Annotated in this window: 16 protein-coding genes; all 16 read right to left on the reverse strand. The window is 62.3% G+C overall.

The genetic code is table 11. The features are described 5' to 3' along the window. Positions 1–2: 2 nt before the first annotated feature. The 16 genes from O6760_RS27695 to O6760_RS27770 all read right to left on the reverse strand — a co-directional run bounded on the left by O6760_RS27695 (position 3) and on the right by O6760_RS27770 (position 16,428). Complete coding sequence (locus tag O6760_RS27695; RefSeq protein ID WP_269582880.1) at positions 3–1,157, reverse strand: acyl-CoA dehydrogenase family protein; 1,155 nt, start codon at positions 1,155–1,157, stop codon at positions 3–5. Next, positions 1,157–1,957: an enoyl-CoA hydratase family protein gene (locus O6760_RS27700; protein WP_269582881.1), complete on the reverse strand. Its 801-nt coding sequence runs from the start codon at positions 1,955–1,957 to the stop codon at positions 1,157–1,159. The genes O6760_RS27695 and O6760_RS27700 overlap by 1 nt, the downstream gene beginning before the upstream one ends. Further along, a complete protein-coding gene (locus O6760_RS27705; RefSeq protein ID WP_269582882.1) occupies positions 1,947–2,411 on the reverse strand; it encodes a MarR family winged helix-turn-helix transcriptional regulator in 465 nt (154 codons plus the stop codon). Before O6760_RS27705 ends, O6760_RS27700 begins: the two co-directional genes overlap by 11 nt. Then, positions 2,411–3,154, reverse strand: coding sequence for an SDR family NAD(P)-dependent oxidoreductase (locus O6760_RS27710; RefSeq protein WP_269582883.1), 744 nt, complete (start codon positions 3,152–3,154; stop codon positions 2,411–2,413). Before O6760_RS27710 ends, O6760_RS27705 begins: the two co-directional genes overlap by 1 nt. Continuing rightward, positions 3,151–5,445 (reverse strand): bifunctional salicylyl-CoA 5-hydroxylase/oxidoreductase, encoded by a 2,295-nt coding sequence (locus tag O6760_RS27715; protein ID WP_269582884.1) that lies wholly within the window; start codon positions 5,443–5,445, stop codon positions 3,151–3,153. Before O6760_RS27715 ends, O6760_RS27710 begins: the two co-directional genes overlap by 4 nt. 99 nt (positions 5,446–5,544) lie before the next feature. Further along, the gene (locus O6760_RS27720) at positions 5,545–5,811 is read right to left on the reverse strand and encodes a hypothetical protein (protein WP_269582885.1); all 267 of its coding nucleotides are present in this window, start codon (positions 5,809–5,811) and stop codon (positions 5,545–5,547) included. Between the two features lie 47 nt (positions 5,812–5,858). Then, positions 5,859–6,230, reverse strand: a complete 372-nt coding sequence (locus O6760_RS27725; protein ID WP_269582886.1) for a hypothetical protein — start codon at positions 6,228–6,230, stop codon at positions 5,859–5,861. Between the two features lie 35 nt (positions 6,231–6,265). Then, a complete protein-coding gene (locus O6760_RS27730) occupies positions 6,266–6,916 on the reverse strand; it encodes a hypothetical protein (RefSeq protein ID WP_269582887.1) in 651 nt (216 codons plus the stop codon). A gap of 368 nt (positions 6,917–7,284) precedes the next feature. Then, positions 7,285–7,671: a GFA family protein gene (locus O6760_RS27735; protein WP_269582888.1), complete on the reverse strand. Its 387-nt coding sequence runs from the start codon at positions 7,669–7,671 to the stop codon at positions 7,285–7,287. Positions 7,672–7,681: 10 nt separating this feature from the next. Continuing rightward, positions 7,682–8,422 (reverse strand): SDR family oxidoreductase, encoded by a 741-nt coding sequence (locus O6760_RS27740; RefSeq protein ID WP_269582889.1) that lies wholly within the window; start codon positions 8,420–8,422, stop codon positions 7,682–7,684. A gap of 288 nt (positions 8,423–8,710) precedes the next feature. After that, positions 8,711–10,165: an aldehyde dehydrogenase family protein gene (locus tag O6760_RS27745; RefSeq protein WP_269582890.1), complete on the reverse strand. Its 1,455-nt coding sequence runs from the start codon at positions 10,163–10,165 to the stop codon at positions 8,711–8,713. Between the two features lie 10 nt (positions 10,166–10,175). Further along, positions 10,176–11,765, reverse strand: coding sequence for an ABC transporter ATP-binding protein (locus O6760_RS27750; protein WP_269582891.1), 1,590 nt, complete (start codon positions 11,763–11,765; stop codon positions 10,176–10,178). Continuing rightward, on the reverse strand, positions 11,762–12,592 hold the full coding sequence (locus O6760_RS27755) for an ABC transporter permease (protein WP_269582892.1): 831 nt from the start codon (positions 12,590–12,592) through the stop codon (positions 11,762–11,764). The genes O6760_RS27750 and O6760_RS27755 overlap by 4 nt, the downstream gene beginning before the upstream one ends. Next, positions 12,592–13,539 (reverse strand): ABC transporter permease, encoded by a 948-nt coding sequence (locus tag O6760_RS27760; RefSeq protein ID WP_269582893.1) that lies wholly within the window; start codon positions 13,537–13,539, stop codon positions 12,592–12,594. The genes O6760_RS27755 and O6760_RS27760 overlap by 1 nt, the downstream gene beginning before the upstream one ends. 92 nt (positions 13,540–13,631) lie before the next feature. Continuing rightward, the gene (locus O6760_RS27765) at positions 13,632–15,116 is read right to left on the reverse strand and encodes an ABC transporter substrate-binding protein (RefSeq protein ID WP_269582894.1); all 1,485 of its coding nucleotides are present in this window, start codon (positions 15,114–15,116) and stop codon (positions 13,632–13,634) included. Continuing rightward, positions 15,103–16,428, reverse strand: coding sequence for an acetylornithine deacetylase/succinyl-diaminopimelate desuccinylase family protein (locus O6760_RS27770; RefSeq protein WP_269582895.1), 1,326 nt, complete (start codon positions 16,426–16,428; stop codon positions 15,103–15,105). Before O6760_RS27770 ends, O6760_RS27765 begins: the two co-directional genes overlap by 14 nt. Positions 16,429–16,510 lie beyond the last annotated feature (82 nt).

The following is a 16,510-nucleotide window of genomic DNA, read 5'->3' on the forward strand; positions in this document are numbered from 1 at the left end:
GATCAGTCTCCCTGAAAGGCGCCAAGGGCCTGGCGCGCGATGATGATTTTCTGGACGTCGGACGCGCCTTCATAGATGCGCAGCGCCCGGATCTCGCGATAAAGCTTCTCGACGGTGGTGCCGGAACGGACGCCATCGCCGCCGTGCAGCTGCACCGCCTTGTCGATGATCTGCTGCGCCTGGTCGGTGGCAAAGAGCTTGGCCATCGCCGCTTCACGGGTGACACGCGGTGCGCCTGAATCCTTGGTCCAGGCGGCCCGATAGACCAGCAGGGCGGCGGCATCGACATCGAGCGCCATGTCCGCGATATGGCCTTGCACAAGCTGCAGGTCGAAGAGCGGCGCCCCCTGGATTTCCCTTGAGATCACCCGGGAGAGCGCCTCGTCGAGCGCGCGCCGGGCAAAGCCGAGGGCGGCCGCGGCGACGGTGGACCGGAAGATATCGAGGACGGACATGGCGATCCGGAAACCTGAACCCGGCGTGCCGACCAGGTTTTCCTTCGACACCCGGCAGCCGGTGAATCGCAGGGTTGCGAGCGGATGGGGCGCGATGGTTTCCAGTCGTTCGACGATCTCGAAGCCTGGCAGGTCCGGCGTCACGATGAAGGCGCTGAGACCCTTGGCGCCGGGTGCCTCGCCGGTGCGGGCAAAGAGCGTATAGACATCGGCAATGCCACCGTTGGAAATCCAGGTCTTTTCGCCGTCGAGCACGTAGGCATCGCCATCATCCGTGGCGGTCATGGTCGAATTGGCGACATCCGATCCGGACTGCGGTTCGGTCAGCGCGAAGGCGGAGATCGCCTTGCCGGAGCGTGTCTGCGGCAGCCACTCGGCCTTCTGGGCGTCGGTGCCGAACAGCGAAATCGCACCGGTGCCAAGCCCCTGCATGGCAAAGGCAAAATCGGCCAACCCGTCGTGGCGCGCCAGCGTCTCGCGGATCAGGCAGAGACTGCGCACATCCAGCTTTCCGTCCGATGCGCCGGAATGCTGCAGGAAACCCGCCTCACCCAGTGCCGTGACCAGATGCCTGCAGGCGGCATCCGTATAGGCATGGTCGACATCCGCCAGGTGAGCGTCGGCCCAGTTCTCCAGTTCCTCGGAGAGAACCCGGTGCTTTCCTTCAAAAAACGGCCAGTTGAGAAACGTCTTGTCGGCCATCAGTCGCCCTCGAAGACCGGTTTTTCTTTCTTGACGAAGGCCTCGTAGGCCCGGCGGAAATCATTGCCCTGCATGCAGATCGCCTGGGCCTGGGCCTCGGCCTCGATGGCCTGTTCCAGGCTCATCGACCATTCCTGGGCCAGCATGGTCTTGGTCATGGAATTGGCGAAGGTCGGACCCGCAACGATGCGCTCGGCCATCTGCACGGCCGTCCCTTCCAGCTCGTCTGCGCCGACAACGGCATTGAAGAAGCCCCAGGCATGACCTTCCTCGGCCTTCATGGATCGGCCGAGATAAAGCAGTTCCGCCGCCCTGCCCTGACCGATGATGCGCGGCAGGATCGCGCAGGCGCCCATGTCGCAGCCAGCCAAGCCGACCCGGTTGAACAGGAACGCCACCCTGGCCTCCGGTGTCGCGACACGCAGGTCCGAGGCCATCGCCATGATCGCACCGGCCCCGGCGCAGATGCCGTCGACGGCGGAAATGATCGGCTTGCCGCAATTGAGCATGGCCTTGACCAGATCGCCGGTCATGCGGGTGAAGGCGAGCAGCTCCTTCATGGTCATTTTCGTCAGCGGACCGATGATGTCGTGCACGTCGCCACCGGAGGAGAAATTGCCGCCATTGGGCAGGATCACCACCGCATGGACATCGTCGGAATAATGCAGGTCGCGGAACCAGTCGCGCAGCTCGGCGTAGCTTTCGAAGGTCAGCGGGTTCTTGCGCTCCGGCCGGTCGAGCGAAATGCGCGCGACGCCGCCCGAAATCTCGCAATTGAAGTGAGTGACGTCACTGCGCATGGCTGCTGTCCTCTTCGTTCTGCCGGTTCAAAACCACCTCGAGGCGGGCCGACAGCGCGTCGATATCGTCGGGCGACCAGCCGTCCAGCAGGTCGTTGATCCAGTTTTCATGATGCTGGGCAAGATCCTCGAAGGCCGCCCTGCCCTTGTCCGTCAGCCGGGCCTGCTGGGCGCGGCGGTCGCCCGGAACGGCAACACGTTCCGCAAGGCCTTCCTCGGTCAGCTTGTCGACAATGCCGGTGACATTGCCGTTGGAGACTTTCAGGTAGGTGGAAAGGTCCGACATCTTCAGACCTTCCGGAAACCGTGCCAGCGCCGACATGACATCGAAGCGCGGCAGCGTGGTGTTGTGGCCGTCCCTGAGATTGCGCCGAATCTCGGCCTCGATGCCGTTGACGGATTTCAGAAGCTTCAACCACAGGCGCAGACGTGCCTTGGAAAGTTGATCCGGCATCAGAGTTCGCCTCCCGCCAGCGTGAGGGTGTGGCCGTTGACCGACCGGGCCCCTTCCGAAAACAGGTAGAGTGCCGCCTCGGCGACTTCGTCGACCTGGATGAAGCGGCCTTGCGGATTGTCCGCCTTGAGACTGTCGGCAGCAGCTTCCGCGCTCATTCCGGTCTTTTCGACGATGTTTTGAATGGACCGCTCAAGCATCGGCGTCTCGACAAAGCCCGGGCAGATCGCGTTGACCGTGATGCCGGTCTTGGCGAGTTCCCTGGCGAGCGACCTGGTCAGGCCGACTACGGCATGTTTGGCGGCGCAATAACCGCTGACATAGGGATAGCCGCGCAGACCCGCCGTCGAGGCGATCGCGATCATCCGGCCCCAGCCGCGCTCCTTCATGTCGGGAAGGGCCGCCTGCCAGACATTCGAGGTCCCGTGGAGATTGACCGCGATCATCGCCTGCAGATCTTCAGGCGTCGTCCGCGCGAAGGGTTTGCTCAGCGCTCCGCCCGCATTGGCGATCACGCCGTCGACCGGTCCGTTGTCCTGGCGGGCTGCCTCGAAAGCCGCATTCACCGCCTCTGCATCGGTGACGTCGCAGACCTGGTAGGCCAGTTCCCGTTCCGCCAGCCTGGCTTCGGTGCGGCCGAAGATCGTGACCTTGGCGCCGTTGTCCGCCAAAATGCGCGCGCAGGCGGCGCCGACGCCGCTGCCTCCCCCGGTAACGATGATATGGCGGCCGGCGACACTCATACTTTCAGCATCTCCGCTTCACGGTCGGCGAGGCGCCAGAGCTGGTCCCGGCCCGCCAGATAGGGCTTCGGCCAGTCGCCGGCGTTTCGGTCGCCGATCCTGGCGCCCTCGTGGAAGGTCCAGTAGGGATCGGCGAGATGCGGCCGGCCGACGGCGACCAGATCGGCACGGCCCGCCATCAGGATGGAGTTGGCGTGGTCGGCCTCGTAGATGTTGCCGACCGCCATGGTCGGCAGGCCGCCTTCGTTGCGGATCCGGTCGGAGAACGGCGTCTGGAACATGCGGCCATAAACGGGTTTGGCCTTGGGTGTGGTCTGGCCGGCAGAGACGTCGACAAGATCGACGCCTGCTTCGCGGAACCGCTTGGCGATCTCGACCGCGTCATCCGGCGTGATGCCTTCCTCGCCGACCCAGTCATTTGCGGAAATGCGCACGGACATCGGCTTGTCGTCCGGCCAGACGGCGCGCATGGCCCGGAAGACCTCCAGCGGCCAGCGCAGACGGTTTTCCAGGGAGCCGCCGTACTCATCGTCTCGAATATTGGAGACCGGCGAGATGAAGGAGGACAACAGATAGCCGTGGGCGGCATGCAGCTCGATCATGTCGAAACCGGCGCGGCCGGCCATTTCGGCGGCGGCGACGAACTGGTCCCTGATCTCGTCCATTTCGGCGCGGGTGATCTCGCGCGGCATGGCATTGCCGTCGGACCAGGGGATGGCCGAGGCGGAGACCAGTTCCCAGTTACCGCTTTCGAGCGGCTGGTCCATGCCTTCCCAGCCAATGCGCGTGGAGCCCTTGCGGCCGGAATGGCCGATCTGGCAGCAGATCCTGGCGTCCGTCTCGGCATGGACAAAATCAGTCAGGCGCTTCCAGGCGGCCTCGTGCTCCGGCGCATAAAGGCCCGGGCAGCCCGGGGTGATCCGGCCCTCGGCGCTGACACAGGTCATTTCCACGTAGACGAGCCCCGCCCCGCCCTTGGCGCGTTCGCCGTAATGGATCAGGTGCCAGTCGGTCGGTGCGCCGTCGACGGCCTTGTACTGGGCCATCGGCGAGACGACGATGCGGTTCTTCAGCACCATGCCTCGAAGCTTGAAAGGCGTGAACATCGGCGCGCGCACCGGCGCGTTCGGCGAGACGCCCGCCTGGTCCATGAACCAGCGTTCGGCCGATTCCAGCCATTTCGGATCGCGCAGGCGCAGGTTCTCGTGGCTGATCCGCTGCGAGCGCGTCAGCATGGAATAGTTGAACTGGACCGGGTCGAGATGGAGGTAGCGCTTGACGTGCTCGAACCATTCCAGCGAGTTGCGCGCCGCCGACTGCAGGCGCAGCACTTCCAGACGACGGTCTTCCTCGTAGCGCTTGAAGGCGGCTGCCATGTCCGGCTCGGTGTGGAGGTATTCGGCCAGCGCGATGGCGGATTCGAAGGCCAGCTTGGTGCCCGAACCGATGGAAAAATGCGCTGTCGCAGCGGCGTCGCCGAGCAACACCACGTTCTCGTGGCTCCACTTCTCGCACAGGACGCGCGGGAAGCGGATCCAGGCCGAGCCGCGGATGTGCTTGGCATTGGTCATCAGGGGATGTCCGCCAAGGTGGTCCTTGAAGATCTCCTCGCAGGTCCGGACGCTGTCTTCCTGGCTCATCTCGCCGAAGCCGAAGGCGTCGAAGGTCTTCTGGTCGCATTCGACGATGAAGGTCGCCGTCTCGTCATCGAACTGGTAGGCATGCGCCCAGACCCAGCCATGCTCGGTTTCCTCGAAGATGAAGGTGAAGGCGTCGGCGAATTTCTGGTGGGTGCCGAGCCAGACGAATTGGCACAGGCGCTTGTCGATGTCCGGCTTGAACGTGTCCTGGTAAAGCGTGCGGGTCTTCGAATTCAGTCCATCGCTGGCAACAACAAGGTCGTAGTCCTTGCGATAGTCCTCGGCGCTGTCGACCTCGGTCTCGAATTTCAGGTTGATGCCGAGTTCGCGGGCGCGGTCCTGCAGCAGCAGCAGCAGCTTCATGCGGCCGATGCCGCAGAAGCCATGGCCGGTGGATACAAGCCGCTCGCCGCGCAGATGCAGGGCAATGTCGTCCCAATAGGCGAAGTTCTCGCCGATGGCCTTGGCGCTGACCGCGTCGTTTTCGGCAAGGTTCTGCAGGGTTTCGTCGGAGAGCACCACACCCCAGCCGAACGTGTCATCGGCCCGGTTGCGCTCGATCACGTCGATCTCGTGTCCGGGATCACGCAGCTTCATCGAGATGGCAAAGTAAAGACCGGCAGGTCCTCCACCCAGACAGGCAATCCGCATGTGATCCTCCATTGCTGCGAGGATCTCAGCGAACCACAGGCGGTAAATTATTTCAAGCCTAAAGTTTTAAGTTTGAAATAAATAGACAGGGGGGCTGACCTAGTCAGGAGGTTGGCCGACGGTTCGGCAGCGCAGCAGGCGCAAGTAGCCTTCCTTGATTTTCGCCTGTCGAATGGCTTTGACGAGTGAACCGCTCAGGAAAATTTTGGACTTAAGCCTCGGATCAACCCACAAGTCTGGCCCCTCTTCCAACGCCTTCGATGACACGGCGATTTCTCCATCTGCTTCGGCGTAGGAACGCCAAAGGTCTTTCCCATCAAGAGCTTGTGTCAAAATTGGGCGGACGTTTTCGCTTTTCTCAGCCACAAACATCCCCTCACGGGTTCCAAAGTTGAGGGCATAGAACGGACCTTTTATCTCGGTTTTTTGTCCGCATCGAAGACTGGCACCTGAACCAACCCACCAGAACCCAGGTCAGCACCTTCGAGCACCTTTGCCAAACGCCCTTTCACAGCTGCAAAGCTACCAAGAAAGAAGAAGTCTTTTGCCTGACGAAATCTTTTTGGATCAAAGACATAACAAGCCTCCGGAAAATCTTCGCGTTTCAGCGTTTCACCGCGTGCATGCCGCTGCACGTTTTTGAAAACTTCATCCGGCTCTGGAGGAACAATATGCGTCGGCGCTTCCCAGTCATGACCAAAGTATTTGGCGCGGATTCCCAGCTTGTTGCTGAACTCGCCACTGTTGAGAGCACTGCTGGCCCAAATGTCTTTGTTTTGCTTCATTAATTACTCGAAATGAGTTTCAGGAGAAGTCACCCTTACTCAACCACCAGACACCGCAGCAAATGCCAATCCTCGGCATGTCCGACTTCACGGAGTGCGATTGCCAACCGGTCACTGACAAAAAAGTAGGAGGCAATGCTTTTGTCCCACCAGATATCTGGCCCATTCAGCACTCTCTCGGAGAAGAAAAGCTGGTCATCAGATGGGATAGGAGGCAAAGTCCAGCGGTTTTTTCCAAAAGGTTTTGCATCAGGTGACAATTCAACCAAAAATCCGTCTTTTCTGTTACCTTGACTGAGGTAGAAGAATTCACCTGGAACACGACTTTTTCTGTCCGGGCACCATAGCCGCGTCGAATGAAGCGCTCCATCTCCCATATCGAATTTCTGAAGTACTTCAGCGCTTTCTCCTGACAAGAAAAAGAATCCGGAAGAAAAAATTTGCGGAACCCTCTCAAGATGAGCACCAACTGAATCGCTAGGGAGAGGATAATTGTCTTTGGGAAACTGAGATGCCGGCAAATACAAACCCGCCTTTGTTTTCCTGATCGCAGACAACTCCGCTTTGGGAGTTCTTTCCGTGTCTTCCGGCGTCTCAAAAGAACACCACCCCCTAACATTCCGAGGATCTTTGTGGCCACGAACAAGCCAGATGTATTTGTCTGGATTTTTTTTGTTGTTAGTCAAATACGACACCCCATCCAAAGATCTCAGTTTCAAAAAACGAATTCTGACTATTCTTCATGCCGTTGCTTGACGTTCATGTTATTCAAACAACTGTTTATCCTTTCGTAGCAATTTCAACCAACGAGCTCAGTTCGTTGCTAAGAACTTTCCGAAAAGAGATCGAATCTCTCTCGCCATCGTCATTCCGGACAAGTGAGGCGCAGATCCCGGGCCTACTCGCCTTTCAACTTGCATCAAACCCTGGCCAGGTCGCACCAGCGCTTCTGGAAAACCAAACGCACTGGAACCGAGTGGACCCCGGGTCTCGCGCTGCTCGCCCGGGGTGACAGCGCTTAGGGTGGCCAAGGTCCTTGAAAGCAGGCAGCACCCTACTCGTCCTCTCCGTCCTCCCGGTCCCGCTCGTAAAGCGTCATCTCGGAAATGTCCGGCAGCCAGGCCTCGCGCCTTATGGTCCAGAGTTCATAACTCGGCCGGAACTGATCCGGCGCATCAAATGCGCCCAGATGCAGCTCCATCTCATCGCCGGTCTGTGAAAACACCGAGGATCCGCAGCGGGGGCAGAAGGACCGGCGCTGATAAGACCCCGTTTCGCCTTCGACCGTGACGGCGTCCTCGGGATAGATCGCCGAAGCATGAAACAGCGCACCATGGTGCTTGCGGCAGTCCATGCAATGGCAGAGGCCGACGCGCAGCGGCTGGCCCGTGGCGGTGAAACGAACCGCACCGCATAGGCAGCCGCCGGTATGGGTTTCCATGGCCTTCTCCTCAGATACAGCGGCCGCCATCAACCTCCATCGCCACGCCGGTGATCATGCCGGCTTCATCCGAACACAGGAAACACGCGGCGTTGCCCATGTCTTCCGGCGTCGAGAAGCGGCCGATCGGGATGGTCGACAGGAACTTGGCGCGCATTTCCGGCGTGTCTTCGCCCATGAAGCTCTTCAGGAGCGGGGTTTCGCCGGCAACCGGGCAGATGGCGTTGACGCGCACGCCCGACGGCGCCAGCTCGACCGCCATGGTCTTGGTCGCGGTGATCATCCAGCCCTTGGAGGCATTGTACCAGTTGAGTTTCGGGCGCGGGCTGAGACCGGCGGTCGAGGCAACGTTCAGGATCGCGCCCCTGCCAGCCTCCGTCATAGCGGGCACGAAATGTTTCGCCGTCAGGTAGACCGACTTGCAGTTGACCGCCATGACCCGGTCGAACTCCTCCTCGGTGACGTCCTGCATCGGCTTGGGCAGATGTGTGATGCCGGCATTGTTGACGAGGATATCGACGGGTCCGAGCAACGAGGAGGCAACGTCGGCCAGGTGGCTGACGCTGTCATTGCTGGAGACATCGGCCCTGATGGCGAGACCCTTCACCTCCGCCGCGATTTCCTCCGCCAGGTCAAGGTTCAGGTCGGCAACCATCACCTTCGCGCCTTCAGCGGCGAATTTGCGCACGATCCCGGCGCCGAAGCCGGAGGCACCGCCGGTGACGATCGCTTTTTTTCCGTCCAGTCTCATGTCTGTCTCCCGTTCCTGTATCCCTGCTCTCCGTCGTCATCCCGGCCAAGCGCAGCAAACACCGGGACCGAAGAGCCACGTTCATCTGTTCGTTTCTTTAACGCCCACCCTCACCATTCGTCATTGCCGGGCGCGACCCGGCAATCCATGCCGTGACCGCGCATCACGCCCAGGCCGTGCTTGCGGAAACGAAACGGGATGGATGCCATGGCCAAGCCATGGCATGACGGAGGAGAGGATGGCCGCCCTCAATTGTCACGTTTGGTTCAAGTCGGTTTGCCCTTCTCCTCACCCGTGGAACGCCGCCACGGTCTTCAGCGTGGTAAAGCCATAGAGCGCCTCGAAGCCTTTTTCCCTTCCGTGGCCGGACTTGCCCATGCCGCCGAAGGGCAGTTCGACACCGCCGCCGGCGCCGTAATTGTTGATGAAGACCTGGCCGGTGCGGATCTTCTTCGCAAGGCGCATCTGGCGCGCGCCGTCGCGGGTCCACAGGCTGGCCACCAGGCCATAATCGGTGCCGTTGGCAATGGCGATTGCCTCGTCCTCGTCGTCGAAGGGAATGATCACCTGGACCGGCCCGAAGATCTCGTCGCGGGCAAGCGTGTGGTTGGGCGCGACACCGGCAAACAGCGTCGGGCGGACATAATTGCCGCCCTCAGGCGCCTCGTGAAGCACGCCTTCGGCGGCCTTTTCCAGGTCCGCGCCGCGATCCAGGAAACTGGAGACGATGCCCTGCTGTTTCGCCGAGATCAGCGGTCCGACATCGAGATCGGCCAGTGCCGGCCCGACCTTCAAGGCGCCGTAGCGCTCGGCCATCCGTGCCGTGACCTCGTCGAGCCTCGAGCGCTGCACCAGGATGCGCGAGGAGGCCGAGCAGGTCTGGCCGGCGTTCTGAATACCGGCATTGACGAGAAACGGCAGGGCGGCGTCGAGATCGGCGTCGTCAAAGACAAGCTGGGGCGACTTTCCGCCGAGTTCCAGCGTCACCGGCACGACGTTCTTCGCCGCCGCGGTCTGGACATGCACGCCGGTCGCGACCGAGCCGGTGAAGCTGATGTGATGGACGCGCGGATGGGCGGTGAGCGCCGCGCCGGCTTCCGAGCCGAGACCAGGCACCACGTTGAGCGCGCCGTCCGGCAATCCGGCCTGACGGGCGAGATCCGCAAAGGCGAGCGCGGTCAGGCAGGCGTCTTCCGCCGGCTTCAGGACGCAGGCATTGCCGGTTGCCAGCGCCGCCCCGACCGAACGGCCGATGATCTGCATCGGATAGTTCCACGGCACGATGTGGCCGGTGACCCCGTGCGGCTCGCGCAGGGTGTAGACCGTGTAGCCGTCGAGATAGGGAATGGTCTGCCCGTGCAGCTTGTCGGCGGCACCGCCATAGAATTCCAGGTAACGCGCCAGCGCGACGGCATCGGCCCGCGCCTGTTTCAGCGGCTTGCCGACATCGATGGCCTCGATCCGGGCGAGATGCTCGACCTTTTCCAGTACCAGCTCGCGCAGACGGAACAGGAAGCGGCCGCGTTCGGCGGCCGTCGCCCGGCCCCACTCGCCTTGCATCGCGGCTTCGGCGGCGGCAACCGCCGCATCGATATCCTCCGCCCCGCCCCGGGCGATGGAGCCGATGCGGGCGCCGGTCGAGGGATCGTTCAGCGGCAGGTCCTCGCCGCCCACCGGGTCCACCCATTGACCGGCGATCAGGCATTTGGCGGGATCGAACCAGAGATCGAGTTCCTGGGTCATGATACCTCCTTCAGGCCGCGTCCGCCGGCAGAACCGGCGCGGCGGCAACAAGCTGTTTGGTGTAGGGATGGTTCGGGTGGTCAAGGACGGTGGCCGTCGGGCCTTCCTCGACGATCTTGCCGGCCTGCATCACCAGGACCCGGTCGGTGATCGAGCGCACCACGCTGAGGTCATGGCTGATGAAGAGATAGGTCAGACCGAAGCGGCCGCCCAGATCCGCCAGAAGATCGAGCACCTGGGCGCGCACCGAGACATCGAGCGCCGAAACGGCCTCGTCCAGGATGATCAGGTCCGGTTTGATGATCAGCGCCCTGGCAATGGCGATCCGCTGGCGCTGACCGCCGGAGAACTCGTGAATATACTTGTCCGCATCGGACGCCTTCAGGCCGACACTTTCCAGTGCCTCGGCGATGGCGTCCGCCCGATCTTGCCCTTTCGGCGGCGCCTCCAGAAGATGGAACGGCTCGGTGACCAGCCGGTCGACCTTCCAGCGCGGGTTGAAGCTGCCATAGGGATCCTGGAAGACCACCTGCATGCGCCGGCGCACGGCGGCATTTGCGTGATGGTGGGTGAAGACCGGCTGGCCGTCGAACAGGATCTCGCCGCCCTGGACTTCCTCCAGCCCGAGGATCGCCCGTGTCAGCGTGGACTTGCCGCAGCCGGATTCGCCGACAAGCCCGAGACTTTCGCCCTTGCGGATCTCGAAACTCACCTTGTCGACGGCCCTGAAATGCGTGGCCTTGCCCCACCAGCCGTGGGTGTGGCCGGTATAATCGCGCACGACATCCCGCACTTGAAGAAGCGGTGTCTCGACTGCCTCGCCGGTGCGCTCGGGCACATGGCCGGACGCTTCCAGCAGGGCCCGGGAATAGGGATGCTTCAGGTTGGAGAAGAGGTGGTCGGCCGGGCCGCTTTCGACCACCTCGCCGTCCTTCATGATCACAAGGTCGTCGGCGAGATCGGCGACGACGGCAAGGTCATGGCTGATCAGCATCAGACCCATGCCGTCCTCGGCGACTAGCCGTTTCAGGAGATCGAGGATCTGCGCCTGGGTGGTGACATCAAGGGCGGTTGTCGGTTCGTCCGCGATCAGGAGTTTCGGTTTCAGGGCAATCGCCATGGCGATCACCACACGCTGGCGCTGGCCGCCGGAGAGTTCATGCGGATAGCGCGACAGCGGGAACCTGTCCTGCGGCAGTTCGGCCCGGGAGAGCGCCTCTGCGGCACGGGACATGGCGTCGGCTTTTGAAACATTCTCATGGATGAGAATGGTCTCGGCCACCTGTGCCCCGATGGTCTTCAGCGGGTTGAGCGCCGTCATCGGCTCCTGGAAGACCATGCCGACATCCCGGCCCCGCAGGCTGCAGAGGTCCTTTTCGGCAAGGGAGAGAATGTCCTTTCCGTCCAGCGTAATCCGGCCGGCGCAGTCCGACCCGTTTGGCAGGAGCTGCAGCACGCTGAAGGCGGTGATCGACTTGCCCGAACCGCTCTCGCCGATGACCCCGAGAATCCTCCCGGGGGCAACCTTCATGGACACGCCCTTCAGGATCGGCTGTCCGTGAATGGTGAGCGACAGGGCGTCGATCGCCAGAAGGCTCATGCGCGCGCCCTCCTGAGTTTCGGGTCGAGCACGTCCCGCAATCCGTCGCCGAGCAGGTTGAGGCCGAGTACGGTCAGCAGGATGGCGAGGCCCGGGAAGAGCGCGAGATGGGGCGCGAGCGATATCATCGTCTGGCTGTCTGCCAGCATGCGCCCCCAGCTGGCAATCGGCGGCTGCGCGCCGAGCCCGACATAGCTCAAGCCCGCCTCGGCGAGAATGCCGAGCGAAAACTGGATGGTGCCCTGGACGATCAGCAGGTTGGCGACATTGGGCAGGATGTGTTCCAGCGAGATCCGCGCCGGCCCCTTGCCAGCCACCCGCGCCGCCAGGATGTAGTCCCGGCTCCACAGCGACAGCGCCGCGCCGCGCGTCAGGCGCGCGAAGACCGGAATGTTGAAAATGCCGATGGCGATGATGGCATTCAGCGCCGACGCGCCGAAGACGGCGGTGATCATCACGGCAATCAGCAGGCTCGGAAAGGCAAAGACGAGATCGTTGCCGCGCATGATCACCTCGTCCACGAGCCCCCCCTTCCTGGCGGCCGCAGCCAGGCCGAACGGCACGCCGATGACCATGCCGATGCCGACAGCGACCAACGCAACGGCAATGGAGGTTCGCGCGCCTTCCATGATCATGCTGAGGATATCCCGGCCGAACTGGTCCGTGCCGAAAGGATGGGCCCAGCCTGGACCTTTCATGCGGTTCGCGATGTCCAGCACGGTGATGTCGTAGGGCACCCAGACGAGGCTGATCAGCGCGGCACCGGCAAAGACAAGCGTCAGGATCAGGCCGGGCAAAAGCGTTCGGCTGGAAAGGAGAACACTCATCAGCGGCGTCTCCTCAGGCGCGGATCCACCCAGGCATAGGCCATGTCGACCGCGAAATTGACCAGGATCACCGCGAAGACCAGCAGCATCACGACACTCTCGACCACGATCAGATCGCGCGCGCTGATTGACTGGAACACCAGCCGGCCAAGGCCCGGCAGGAAAAAGACATTCTCGATGATGATGGCACCGGCCAGCAGAAACGAGAACTGCAGGCCCAGAATCGTCAGCACCGGGATCAGGGCGTTGCGGACCGCGTGCCGCCAGAGCGCCTGGCCCCTGCTCAGTCCCTTGGCACGGGCGGTGCGGATGAAATCCTCGCTGAGCGTGTCGAGAAGGCTGGAGCGCATCACCCTGGTCAGGATGCTCGCCTGCGGCAACGCAAGCGCGATGGCCGGCAGGGTCAGCGCCTTCATGGCCGGGAAGAAACCGGCATCCCAGCCCGGGAATCCGCCGGCGGAGAACCAGCGCAGATTGATGGCGAACACCAGCACCATCAGCATGGCGAACCAGAAATTCGGAATGGCGACGCCGAGCTGCGTTACCCCCATGACACCGGCATCAACGGCGGAACCGCGCCGGGAAGCCGCCCAGATCCCGGCCGGGAATGCGATCAGCGTGCTCAGGGTGAGCGCGTAAAGCGCCAACGGCAGGGACACCCAGAGCCGGTCGCCGATCATGCCGGCCACGGGCGTGCGGTAGGTGTAGGAGGTGCCGAAATCGCCGGTCAGCAGGCCGCCCGCCCAGGACAGGTAGCGTTCAAGCACCGAACCGTTCAGGCCGAGTTCCTGCCGTAGGGCATTGAGCGTGTCTTCCTGGGCGTTGAGGCCGAGCATATAGGCCGCCGGGTCGCCCGGCACGACTTCCAGCGCCAGGAAGATCACCACCGAGGCGGCCACGAGGCTCAGCCCCAGGGACAACAGGCGTTTCAGGAAATAGTGCAGCATGACCGCGTTAAGTGCCTATCGGCGGTTCCAGGAAGGCGAAGGGAGTGGCGCGTGTCCGCGAAAAGGCACGGACACGCGTGTTCAGGCGACGATCAGTCTTCCCAGTAGACGGCCGTCAGGTCCGTCGCCTGGGTCGGCTGGTTCTTCCAGAGCCCCTTGATCTTGGCGTTGGCAACGGTCGGGAAGGCAAGCTGGAACAGGTAGCCGTTGACATAGTCGTTGGAGATGATCTCCTGCGCGTCCTTCAAAAGCGCCGAGCGTTTTGCCGGATCGTTTTCAACGGTCAGGGCCTCGATCAGCTTCTGGAAGTCCGCATTGTCATACTGGAAATAGTAGTCCGGTCGGGCATAGATGCCGATGTCCATCGGTTCGGTGTGGCTGACGATGGTCAGGCCGAAATCCTTGCCCTTGAACACCTGCTCCAGCCACTGCGCCCATTCCAGGTTGGTGATCTCCGTCTCGATGCCGACGGCGCGCAGCTGCGCGGCGATGATCTCGCCGCCCCGGCGGGCATAGGACGGCGGCGGCAGCTTCAATGTGGTGGTGAAACCGTCCGGGAACCCGGCCTCGGCAAGCAGTTTCTTCGACAGTTCCGGGTCGTACTGGCTCAAGGAAGTCAGATCGACATAGTCCGGGTTATGCGGCGCGAAATGGGTGCCGATCGGTGTGCCGTAGCCGAACATGGCGCCGTCGATGATCGCCTGCCGGTCGATGGCATGGGCAATCGCTTCGCGCACCTTGATGTTGTCGAGCGGCGGCAGCTTGTTGTTGGTCGACAGGATCGTCTCGCCTTCCGTCGACCCGACCAGCACCTGGAAGCGCGGATCGGCCTCGAATTGCGGCAGGTTTTCCGGTGCCGGGAAACCGACAAAGGCATTGACGTCCTCGGCCATCACCGCCGCAAAGGCCGCGGTCGGATCGGAAATGAACTTGAAGGTGACCTTGTCGAGCTTTGCAGGCTCGCCCCAGTAGTCGGCGTTCTTTTCCAGGTCGATCCGGTCGCCCTGGACCCAGTCGGCAAACTGGAAGGCACCGGTGCCGATCGGCTTCGACTTGATGTCGCCGACGCTCTCCGGCGCGACAATGACCGCGTCGCCCCAGGCCATGTTGAACAGGAAGCTGCCATTCGGCTCTTTCAGGGTCACCTTGACGGTCAGCGGATCGACTGCCTCGACGCTGTCGATGCCGGCAAACAGCGCCTTCTGGGCGTTCTGGCTGTCATCGGCACGGGCACGGTCCAGGCTGAACTTGACGTCCTCGGCAGTCATGTCGGTGCCGTCGTGGAACTTGACGCCCTCATGCAGCTTGAACGTATAGGTCTTGCCGTCCTCGGAGATCTCCCAGCTTTCGGCAAGGCCCGGATTGACCGAACCGTCCGGCCCGAAGCGGGTCAGGCCCTCGAAAACATTGGAATAAAGCACGGAATCGATGGCCCCGGCCGCGGCACTGGTCGGGTCCAGATGCGGCGGCTCGAGCTGCATGGCGACAACGATATCGCCCTTGGCATGGGCGAGCCCCATGCTCGCGGTCAGCGCCAAGGCACTTATCACTCCCAGTCCGATCTTACGCAAGCTCATGACTTCCCCCTTTTTCTGTCGGCTGATTTTCGTCTTCAGCCAGAAGATCTATCAGCGAGCGGCCCATCACCTTCGCCGAGTCGAGCATGTCGTCCACGCCGACATATTCGTCCGGTTTGTGTGCCAGATCCAGAATGCCCGGGCCATAGGCGATACAATTTTTCAGTTTGCCGATGCGGTCGATATGCTTCTGGTCGTAGGTGCCGGGGCTGACCACATATTCCGCGTCCCTGCCCATGGTCTCGCGGATGGCTTTCGCAACAGTCGTGACCACCGGCGCGTCCTTTTCCGTCATGGTCGGCAGCACCCGATGGAGTTCGCGGACATCGTAGCGGAATTTTTCTCGCCGGCCCTCAACCGTCTTCAACACGTCCATCACTTCGGCTTGGACCTCGTCGATATTTTCCTCCAGCAGGAAGCGTCGGTCGATCACCATGCGGCAGCTGTCGGGCACGCAGGGACTGGGCAGGCCGGTGAAATCGGCATCGCCTTCCGACTGGCCGCCATGGATGGAATTGATGTTCAGGGTCGACTGGCGCGCGCCTTCCGGCACCACCGGCATGTCCGTGCGCTTTTGCGCCAGGGCGGGAAAGAGGCTCTCTTCCATCTCGTCGATCACCGCGCCCATATGACGGACGGCACAGTCACCCAGAAACGGCATGGAGCCATGGGCGATCTCGCCGTAGGTCTCGACTTCGGCCCACCAGACACCGCGGTGACCGAGGCAGATCCGGTCCTTGTTGAGCGGCTCGGGAATGATGACATGCTGGACACGCTCCGGGCTGAAATAGCCCTTGCCGGCGAGATAGGCGACGCCGCCATATCCACCCGATTCCTCATCCGCCGTGCCGCTGATCTCGATGGCACCGGAGAAGTCCGGGCACACGGCCAGAAAAGCCTCGGCCGCGACGATGCTGGCGGCCAGGCCACCCTTCATGTCGCAGGCCCCGCGGCCATAGATCTTGCCGTCGATCAGTTCACCGCCGAACGGGTCCTTCGTCCAGCCATGGCCGACATCGACCACGTCGATATGGCTGTTGAAATGAACGCACTCGCCGGGCCTGTCGCCGTCCCGGCGCGCAACGATGTTCCAGCGCGGATAGCGGTCACTGTCTCCGGGCGTGCCGTGCGCGCGGATCAGTTCCACGTCAAAACCGGACGCCGCCAGGCGTTTCTGCAGGTAGTCGCAGATCTCGCGGTAGTTCTCGCCGGGCGGGTTCAATGTCGGAATGCGCAGGAGATCCTGGGTCAGCGCGACCAGGTCGTCACGCCTCATGTCAATTTCCCGGATCAGGTCGTCTGCAAGCGGCATTCCGGTATCATCTCCCATTGGCAAAAGGAGCAATCACTATGCTACCCTCTTCCTACGGTGCCAATACCGTAGTTTCACGGTG

The sequence above is a fragment of the Roseibium sp. Sym1 genome (genome assembly GCF_027359675.1).
GTDB lineage: Bacteria > Pseudomonadota > Alphaproteobacteria > Rhizobiales > Stappiaceae > Roseibium.